Genomic DNA, 10,168 nt, shown 5'->3' with positions numbered 1-10,168 from the left:
CGTGCCCATCGACAATAATTGGGTGGAAAACCAGATCCGGCCTTGGGCGCTGGGTCGTTCCAACTGGTTGTTTGCCGGATCGCTGCGCAGTGGTCAGCGGGCAGCGGCAGTAATGAGTCTGATCCAATCGGCCAAACTGAACGGACATGATCCCTATGCTTATCTGAAAGATGTACTGGCGCGTCTGCCGACGCAGAAGAACAGTGCCATTGCTGAATTACTGCCTCACAACTGGAGCGGTCCGGTCAACCTGTGATAGCCGGACGCTTACTCACAAAAGCCCAGATTCATGTTTAGTTTATATGCAGCCGACAGATGAAGAACTAAGGTTGAGCATGCAGGATCTTGAGAGGAGTGTTGATGAGTAATAAACGAAATATATTCTATTCAAAATTGGCGGAAGCTTCTGCAGCAGCCATAGATCTTGGAATTACGACTTTTAATGAGTATCAAGTAAAGCGGAAATTGGATTCCCAATTACCGTCAAGACCAAATGATATATATGAAGCAGAGTGGCAAGATTGGCCGTCATTTCTGGGTAAGGCTTCCAAGCAGTTTTATCCTTCTTTAGCGGAAGCTTCTGTAGCAGCCATAGGACTTGGAATTGCGACTGTTACTGAGTACCAGGTAAAGCGGCATTGGGATTCTCAATTACCTTCAAGCCCAAACAAGGTATACAAATCGGATTGGAAAAGTTGGCCGTCGTTTTTAGGTAAAGAAGTTAAGGATTATTATCCCTCTCTAGCAGAAGCTTCCGCAGCGGCCATAAAACTTGGGATTACAATTAAGCTAGATTATCAGAAAAAACGACAATTGGATCCTCGCTTGCCTTCAAGTCCAGAGTGCTTATACAAATTTGAATGGAAAAGTTGGTCTTCTTTTTTACAAAAGACCAAGCAATTTTATCTCTTGTTGGCGGAAGCTTCCGCAGCGGCCTTAGAGCTTGGAATCACAACTAAGCTCGAATATCAGCAAAAGCGGCATTTGGACCCTCGTTTACCGGCTCATCCAAGAACTGTATACAAAGCAGAGTGGCAAAGTTGGCGATCGTTTTTAAGTAAAGAGGTTAAGCAGTTTTATCCCACGTTGGCGAAAGCTTCCACAGCGGCCATAGGGCTTGGAATTTCAACCACATTCGAATATCGGGAAAAGAGACATTTGGACTCTCGCTTGCCGGCAGCACCATATACCGTATACAAAGCGGAGTGGGTAAATTGGTCATCGTTTTTGGGCAAAGAAGTTAGGCAGCTTTATCCCACATTAGCAGAAGCTTCCTCAGCAGCTAAAGCTCTTGGAATTTTGACCTCTACCGAATATAAGGCAAAGCGGCATTATGATTCTCTTTTGCCTTCAAGCCCAGAGCAAGTGTACAAACTAGAGTGGCAAAGTTGGCCCATGTTTTTAAAGAAACAGGGCAAGCTGTTCTACCCTTCGATAGCGGAAGCTTCCGCAGCAGCTGTAGAGCAAGGGATTGCCACTTCTAATGAGTATCGGCTCAGGCGGCATGTGGATAATCAGTTACCTTCAAGGCCCTATGACGTATACAAAGAGGAATGGCAAGGTTGGTCGTCGTTTTTTGATAATGCGGCTAAGACGTATTACTCAACGCTTGCAGAAGCTTCAGCCGCAGCAGCGGCTTTTGGGGTTATGACACGTACTGAGTATAGAGCAAAGCGGTATCTGGATCCTAAATTACCGTTGAATCCAGATCGTGTGTATAAAGCAGAGTGGCAGGACTGGGCATCGTTCTTAGTTAAAAAAGTTAAGCGATTCTATCCTTCGTTAGCAGAAGCTTCCAAAGCGGCTATAGGGCTCGGGATTACGACACATTTCGAGTATCGCGAAAAGAGGTTTATGGACGCTCGACTCCCTTCAGCTCCAGATTGCCTGTACAAAACGGAATGGCAAAGTTGGCCATCGTTTTTGGGTAAAGAGGTCAAGCAGTTTTATCCTACGTTGGCGGAAGCTTCCATGGCGGCCATAGGACTTGGAATTGCAACTATTTTCGAATATCAGAAACAGCGACATTTGGATCCCAGTTTGCCAGCAGCTCCAGAAAAATTTTTCAAATCGGAATGGGAAAATTGGCAATCGTTTTTGGGGCATGAGCCCAGGCAGTTTTATCCCACGCTAACGGAAGCTTCCGCAGCGGCTTTAGCCCTTGGGATTACGTCTTATGATGAATATCAATTAAAGCGGAAATTGGATTCTCAATTACCGTCAAGACCAAATGATGTATACGATGCAGAATGGAAAGATTGGCAGTCGTTTTTGGGTGGGGAGTCCAATCAGGTTTACCCTTCACTAGCAGAAGCATCCGCTGCGGCTAAAGCGATTGGAATTGCAACTTCTACCGAGTATCAGGCAAAGCGGCATTTGGATTCTAGTTTGCCTGGATCTCCAAATACTGTATACAAAACAGAGTGGGAAAGTTGGCCATCGTTTTTGGGGGGAAGGTTCTATCTCTCGTTAGCGGAAGCTTCCGCGGCTACAATAGCGCTTAAGGTCATGACTGTTACTGAATATAGGGCAAAGCGGTATTTAGACACTAAATTGCCGTCAAATCCAAACTCAACATATAAATCGGAGTGGGAAAGTTGGCCGTCGTTTTTGGGTAAAGTATCGAGACAGTTATACCCCAAGCTAAAAGAAGCTTCCGCTGCCGCCATAGGACTTGGAATAACAACTTCAACAGAGTACCAGGAAAAACGAAATTTAGACCCTCAACTGCCCTCATCTCCTAATGAAACATATAGAGACGAGTGGCAAGGTTGGACATTATTTCTTTTGCCAAGAACCTATAAATCTTTGCTTGATATAAAGTTGGCAGTGAAGATTTTAGACATTAAAAATAGTCAAGACTATCGAGAAAAACGAAAAATATACACGATTTTGCCTGCTAACCCAGATAGAAGTTTTAAGAATGAATGGGTAGATTGGTATGACACTTGCGATATTATAAAACCATATACGTACGATGAGGCTGTAGATCTGATAGCGGGAGAGAAGTTAGCCAGTAAGCGGGAGTACGTAGACTATATCATTCAATCTGGCAATGTAAGACTGCCAAGAACACCTGATCAAGTTTATAAGGATGAATGGATCAATTGGTATGTCTATTTAGGGAATCGGGAACCTTATAGAGTAAAAAATATCCGATCACCTTACACTCCTTGGGCAGATTGTATTCAGGATTTTCTTAAAGGGGCTAAGGGTGGCGGTACTAAAGAATCGCATTTATGTCGTTTTGTTCGCTATTACATTCAAGCTTACGAAGTGGGCGAATCACCACAAAAATTTTTAACACTTGAGAAAAAAGATATTCGCCCATTTAAAGACTGGCTGTTAGTCAATGAAAATAAGGGTGTTTCTCACAAAACTCTAACGTCCGTTAATGAGTTTTTAGACTTTGTTATTCATGAGTATCTGACAGACGAAGATGAGGATACAGGCGAGTTAGTCTTAGTAGCAAATACTCACAATCCTTTCTCAAATCTTTCAGTTGAAAATCCCTCGAAATACAGCTCAAGTGTGGGAGAAACCGTTAAGCATGCATTGGCATATCAGTATGTGGAGTCAGCAAAGCAATGGATGGTTCCTAAAGAAGCAAAAAGCTTCTCTGACTTGAAGCATCTTCATGTTTTTGGTGCTGATTGGTTCGATATAGACTCAGGAAAGGTAGATCGAAGCGACCCAAATTGTGTGGTTCGAGAAAAGAATGGTAAGTATCAGATCTGGTTTCCTGGCTACTGGATGCATACCTTTGCTCTGATGTCAGTTCCTGCTAGGGGGCGGCAAATAGCTTATTGTGACTCCGGCGAAGCTGATAAAGAGATAGCTGTTGTTACAGAATCAGGTTCTATTGAGTGGAAAGTTAATAAGTCATCATTAGCTGGGCTAACTAAGAATCAAAGTTTCGTTAAGTATTATGAGAATGGTGAAATTGGCATGTACTTTACATCTAATAAAACCAGCTCAAATGGCAGTGGCTATAGTGTTGCCTGGATGCCTGAAGATCTTGCGTACTGGATGGTGCAGTTTCGGAATTGGCAGTCTAAGTACAACCCCATATCACGGCCAATTCCTTGGCTGGAATGTGTTAGAACATCGCTTAATGAAAAGCAGAGGTCGACTAAAGGTGCCAACTGTTTTCTTTTTCGTGATTATGGGGATGAAGAGCCTGGTCATTTCTCAGGGCGATTAGCGTCTAGGCTGTCGGCTTCACTCTACCATTCACAGTCAAACGACCTGAAGCTTGCGACACTTTCTGGCGCTGATGAAACTGTGCTTAGCCGATATTCTAGTCGATATACACCTCACTCAATGAGGGTCAGTTTAATTACGGCCTATGTAGAAGAGTTTGGCTTGCCGCTCCCAATTATAATGAAGGTTGCTGGTCATTCTTCAATCGTTATGACTATTTACTACTGCAAGGTTGGCTCCGAAGACCTTCGCCGCCGTTTCTCCGAGGGTGAAAAGCGAGCGATGCAAAATAAATCGTATGCGGCGCAGCGAATGATAGAGCAAGGTCGGATTGATGATATTAAGAATGAATTAATCGCAACTTCGAGTGATGCGCTTAACGTAATCTCAAATGAAACCCCTGCAGGTACGTATTTGTTTAGAGATTATGGAATTTGCCCATATGGCGGTGATAGGTGCTCGGATGGTGGAGATATCATTCAGAGTTCGCAAGTCAGATCCGCTACGCCGATGGGTTATCTGGGTAGTCAGAACTGTATAGCTTGTCGACATTTTATTACTGGCCCAGCTTTTATTGGCGGCCTTTTGTCGCTCGGTAACGAGATATCCCTGGCATCTCACTTACAGTATGAGCATTATCATGGGCTTGAATTACAACTGAAAGAGCTTAATCAGCAGATTAATGAATGTGATGATGCAGCTTATGACGCTGAACTTCGAGGTGAAACCATTAGTTTGGAAGCAAGAAATCATCTGGAACTTCGAAAGCGGAAAACATTATCTGAAATTGAAGCCGCAGCCAAGAAGCTCGATTCATTATTGTGTGATATGAATAAGTCCTCAAAGCTACTCAAACAGTGCCAAGCGTTAGTTAATGAGGAGGTGGAGGTTTCTGATAGTGCCGAGGTTAAATCCCCTACAAAGCTAATTGTTCAAAAAGACCATGAGTTGCAGATCAGATATAATGAAGTGTCTCGTTTCAATCAGCTTTCAGAAGTTTGTGAAAATGCTGAAATTTATCAGTCAGCTTCATCTGAAATGGCTCTAGCGCCGAGGTCACAGCTGATAGATAAGATGGCCCTTAGAAATAAGGTTCCAGTTCATATGTTCACTCTGGACAAACAGCAACAGCTAGTGGTGGGTAACCAGATAACGCGACTTATGTTAGACCGGTTGAAAAGTTGGCAGAAAGTCGATGCTCTAATAGATGGTCGAATTAGCCTTAAAGATTTGGCACCAGAAGAACGTATAACCAAGCAAGAGTTTTTGCAGTTGGCAAACCCTGATGTTGACTTTGATCGAGTAGAATATGTCAGTGGAGAGTTGTTTTGAGCCCCTCAGAACTATTAGAAAAGTTAAAACTGGGCGCATCCGCTAGGCAGTCAAAAACCTTAGATGCTGTTTATGCGGTATGCCAAGAGCAAGTCGATCGCGACGCTTATGACTTTTCCTATTCGACTATTGCTCGAATTGGGGCTGATCGGGGGGTTCCTAAAGCTCAGTCCATTCGAAATAGGAGCGGTGAGGCGTACCAGGCATTAATAAAACACTTTGCTGAAATGGTAAAGCCTAATCAGCCTCGCAAGCGTAAGTCAGCGGACGCTTGGATTGATGAAATTACAGACCCCAAAACTCGGTTACTTGTTTCTAAGCAGCAAGCTGAGTTGGATGAGGCGAAGCGCCTAGTGAGAGAAATTGTGCCTCCGGGTACTACCATAGTGGTCGATGACCGAAGAGGTGGCCTATCCAGGCATCGTCTGTCAGATGTTGAGCGCAGAGCTCTTGAGTTCTTGGCTTCTGATGAGTTCCTTAAAGAGTGGGGTTATGTACTAGGTGATCGAGGCGAGGTTGTGGACAGCCAAGGTAACCGGCTTTTTAAGCCAGGTACAATAGATGCAATCAAAAAGGCGCTTGAGTATCTTTAACACATTCAAAATATAGTGGGTAACTGAGATCGACTGCTTTGTGTATTTTTTAACCGAAAGGTGTTGATTTCTGACATTTTTGTGATTTCTTAATGATCAAAAATGCGCGTTGTTGCCATCTTCTTGCTGTAGGTATTGTGCACTCAATATCAGCAAAGAACTGACCATATCGCTCTAGATATTTTGAGAAATAGCCTGTCCGGCATACTCTTGCCTGATGAATATAAGGTTAGACTACCCTTTGATAAACGAGGATGGTTCAGTGATGAAGCCCAGTATGTCACCATCAAGGTGGAGAATCGCCGTGACCCGACTCTGGTTTACACTCAGATACATAACGCAATGTTAGATAATGCCAGAAAGTACGCGAATCTGGATGATCCAGCAATTCGTCTTACTTCAATGTATGCCAAACTCATGACTGTCCGCTATGAGATATCATTTTATATGGCTCTACTACGTGAGAGTCAGCTTGATCGTCATGTCACCACCCTCTTGGGTAATTTGATACAAACAATGCGGTTGGCCAATATAACTTGCTTCGTGATGGCAGGCATTGGGCATGTAACCCAAGTGTTACTGGATTGCCATAAAAAGCTTAGGAATCAAGGAAGTTCTGTGGGACCAATCTCTATTGTCAATTGCATGAAACGGAAAGGCTACAATATAGCCATCTCAATGGCAGGTGCTGCTATTTCTTGTATGGCATCGTATTAGAAATCACTGGCCCAGAGCATATTCGCTCGCTGTTGGGTTTTCTAAAATATCTAAACTTGACACTTAGCTAACTCTGTCTATCCGGCATTCAAAAAACCGATAATAATCCGAACATTCTATCCCCTGATACATATAACATAAGTATCATTCAGTTCGTTAATTGATCAGCCCTCCCTCTTAACCCAATTGTAATCCCTTAATAGTCACCATGATTTTATTCATATTTTGCCTTTGCAATAGACCAAATACGAAATTGCCAATTCCTCAATTTTCCCCTATTCTCTCATCATCTTACTAATCAGAGCTGTCACGATGCCCGACGAAATCCTAACCCTTAAAGAGGTAGCTGAATACCTAAAACTTGCGGAAAAAACAGCCTACCGCTTGGCGGCTGAGGGCAAACTACCTGGCTTTAAGGTTGGCGGTAGCTGGCGATTTAAACAGCAAGATGTGGCCGCTTGGATCGAAGTACAAAAAAACGCATCAAAAGAATAAGAGCAGGGAAAGAATCCATTGAACGCAGTAGAAATCGAAGAAGCTATCTCCTCACTGGCGGATCAGGCATTTAATGCTGAATCCTTCCCCTATGCCTTTCTGGAAGCGTTTGGCAACAAAGCAACCACCATCAAGCGTCTGCAAAGTGGCGCAACCAACGCTTCAGATATTGAAGGTGGTGTATTACAACGCAGCAATATTCACATTGCCGTGTGTGCCGAGGGAGAAGTTACCGCCACATTGAATGCGCTCAAAGCCAGCCCAGCGACCACCAAAGCCAAAGCCAAGTTCATACTGGCAACCGATGGCATCAACCTTGAGGCGGAAGACCTTGCTTCAGGCGAAACGGTTGCGTGCGACTACAAAGACTTCCCCAACCACTTCGGCTTTTTTCTGCCATTGGCTGGCATTACCACCGTTAAACAAATTCGTGATAACACCTTTGATATACGGGCAACCAGTCGCTTAAACCGCCTGTATGTAGAACTTCTAAGAAACAATCCCGATTGGGGTACATCAGAACGCCGCCACGATATGAACCACTTTATGGCGCGGCTGATATTCTGTTTCTTTGCCGAAGACACCGACATTTTTATTGGTGATAACCTGTTTACCGCCACCATCGAACAGATGAGCGCGAAAGATTCCTCAAACACCCATGAGGTGATTAGCGAAATCTTCCGCTCAATGAATACCAAAACCGCAGACCGCAAAAAAGAAAACATTCGCTCTTGGGCAGATGGCTTCCCCTATGTTAACGGTGGGTTGTTTTCCGGCAGCATCGAAGTGCCACGCTTTACAAAAATTGCCCGTTCTTATCTGCTACACGTAGGCACATTGGACTGGAAGCAAATCAACCCTGATATTTTTGGTTCAATGATTCAGGCCGTGGCAGATGATGAAGAACGTGGCGCATTGGGAATGCACTACACCAGCGTTCCCAACATCCTGAAGGTACTAAATCCGCTCTTTTTGGATGATCTGCGCGAACAGTTGGAACAAGCAGAAGATAACCCTCGAAAATTATTAAACCTGCGTAAACGTATGTCTAACATTCGCGTGTTTGATCCTGCTTGCGGTTCGGGTAATTTTCTGGTTATTGCCTATAAGCAGATGCGAGAAATAGAATCAAAGATTAACGAGCTTCGTGGAGAGAAAGGACGACCAAGCGATATATCACTAAGGAGCTTTCGCGGCATTGAGTTGAGAGATTTTCCGGCAGAAATTGCGCGATTGGCTTTAATCATTGCTGAGTATCAATGCGACTTGTTGTATCGGGGGCAGAAACTTGCTCTTGCTGAGTTTCTTCCTCTGGATACAGAAAATTGGATTACCTGTGGAAATGCACTGGAAATTGATTGGCTGTCGGTATGTCCTCCCACCGGAACAAGCGTAAAGCTGTTAGGCGATGACCTTTTTAGTGCACCAACCAATCAAGCCGAAGTAGATTTTGAGAACGAAGGCGGTGAAACCTATATTTGCGGAAACCCGCCATACAAAGGAAGTAATTGGCGCACATCAGAGCAAACTAATGAATTAGGTTTGCTTTTTTCTAATAAGTCAAACAACTGGAAAGCTTTAGATTACGTTGCAGGGTGGCTATTGAAAGCATCTGAATATGGCAAATCTTGTAGAGTAGAAAGTGCTTTTGTAACTACAAACTCGATCTGCCAAGGTGCTCAGGCTTCAATATTGTGGCCGATTATTTATGGAAACGGAGCAATAATTAGATTTGCACATACATCATTCAAATGGTCGAATCTAGCTAGTCATAATGCAGGCGTTTCAGTGATTATCGTTGGAATTACGAGTGATAATAATCCTCAAAAGTACATTATTGATATTAATGCAGATGGAAAAACCGTTGCAAGAAAAGTGGAAAATATAAATGCATATTTGTTGAATGCTAAAGACATAATAATAGATCCGTCCAAACTACCAATCGGCTTTAAAGCCAAGATTACAGACGGTAGCGGCGCATTGGATGGTGGCAATTTAATTCTTGACAAGTCAGATAAAGAATTTATTTCGAGCTTGGAGAAAGGAAAGTATATTCACTTTATAAAACCTTACCTTGGTTCAAGCGAATTTATTAGGGGGAATTTGAGGTGGTGTTTGTGGATAAGCGATGAGGAGCTTGATACAGCTCTGGAGTGTAAAGATATTTACTCTCGTGTAAATAAGGTAAGGGAGTTTCGTGAGAATGCGGGAACGAGGGCAAAGACTGCTATTGGGCGGCCTCACAAATTCGCATGGATAAATAAACAAAATGGCTTTCAAATAATAGTGCCAACAGTGTTTTCTGAAAGAAGGGAATATGTTACAGCTGGTTATTTGAGTGATGAGTATATTATTAATAACGCTGCCAGCATTGTTCAAGATGCCCAACCATATGTTTTTTCCATAATTTCATCCACTTTGCACATGAGCTGGGTGCGTGCTGTCGCTGGAAAATTAAAGACGGATTTAAGGTATACATCATCAACCTGCTTTAATACTTTTCCCATTCCAAGTTTAACTGAGAAAAATATTTTTGACTTAAATAGATGCGCTGAAGACATACTTCTAGCGCGTGAAGCACACTTCCCAGAAACAATCGCAAACCTCTATGATCCTGAAAAAATGCCAGAAGACTTGCGTCATGCCCACGAGCGTAATGACGAGGTGCTGGAGCGCATTTATATTGGTCGCCGCTTTAAGGAGAGTCTGAATAACCCCAAGGTTCTGAGGTAATTCAAACTCTCGACGATATATGGCCGAATATTCAGAGTGTTTTTCCGGCCATTTTGGATCTTCCCCCCCTGTGGGGCGTCATCTGGGCTCACTGC

At 43.5% G+C, this 10,168-nt stretch carries 6 protein-coding genes; all 6 read left to right on the top strand.

Going from position 1 to position 10,168, the window contains the following annotated elements; all coding sequences use genetic code 11:
• A partial coding sequence (locus tag F566_RS0101110) for an IS66 family transposase (protein WP_020405136.1) occupies positions 1–256 on the top strand: 256 nt, incomplete at its 5' end.
• Positions 257–360: 104 nt separating this feature from the next.
• A complete protein-coding gene (gene gmtZ, locus F566_RS31520; RefSeq protein ID WP_020405135.1) occupies positions 361–5,535 on the top strand; it encodes a gamma-mobile-trio integrase GmtZ in 5,175 nt (1,724 codons plus the stop codon).
• Positions 5,532–6,128 carry a gamma-mobile-trio protein GmtX gene (gene gmtX / locus F566_RS0101100; protein ID WP_020405134.1) on the top strand — a complete coding sequence of 199 codons (597 nt, stop codon included), beginning with the start codon at positions 5,532–5,534 and terminating at the stop codon, positions 6,126–6,128. Before gmtZ ends, gmtX begins: the two co-directional genes overlap by 4 nt.
• A gap of 210 nt (positions 6,129–6,338) precedes the next feature.
• Positions 6,339–6,845, top strand: coding sequence for a hypothetical protein (locus F566_RS0101095; protein WP_020405133.1), 507 nt, complete (start codon positions 6,339–6,341; stop codon positions 6,843–6,845).
• Between the two features lie 312 nt (positions 6,846–7,157).
• Positions 7,158–7,340 (top strand): methylation-associated defense system helix-turn-helix domain-containing protein MAD1, encoded by a 183-nt coding sequence (gene mads1 / locus F566_RS0101090; RefSeq protein ID WP_020405132.1) that lies wholly within the window; start codon positions 7,158–7,160, stop codon positions 7,338–7,340.
• Positions 7,341–7,358: 18 nt separating this feature from the next.
• The gene (locus tag F566_RS31515; protein WP_020405131.1) at positions 7,359–10,073 is read left to right on the top strand and encodes a class I SAM-dependent DNA methyltransferase; all 2,715 of its coding nucleotides are present in this window, start codon (positions 7,359–7,361) and stop codon (positions 10,071–10,073) included.
• The last annotated feature ends 95 nt before the right edge of the window (positions 10,074–10,168 follow it).

Origin of the sequence: Hahella ganghwensis DSM 17046 (assembly GCF_000376785.1) — a bacterium.
GTDB classification, from domain to species: domain Bacteria; phylum Pseudomonadota; class Gammaproteobacteria; order Pseudomonadales; family Oleiphilaceae; genus Hahella; species Hahella ganghwensis.
This window is presented reverse-complemented; position numbering and strand designations above follow the sequence as displayed.

Coding starts and splice junctions, on each gene's coding strand:
- mads1 (WP_020405132.1), top strand. CDS start 7,158: ATGCCCGACGAAATCCTAACCCTTAAAGAGGTAGCTGAATACCTAAAA.
- gmtZ (WP_020405135.1), top strand. CDS start 361: ATGAGTAATAAACGAAATATATTCTATTCAAAATTGGCGGAAGCTTCT.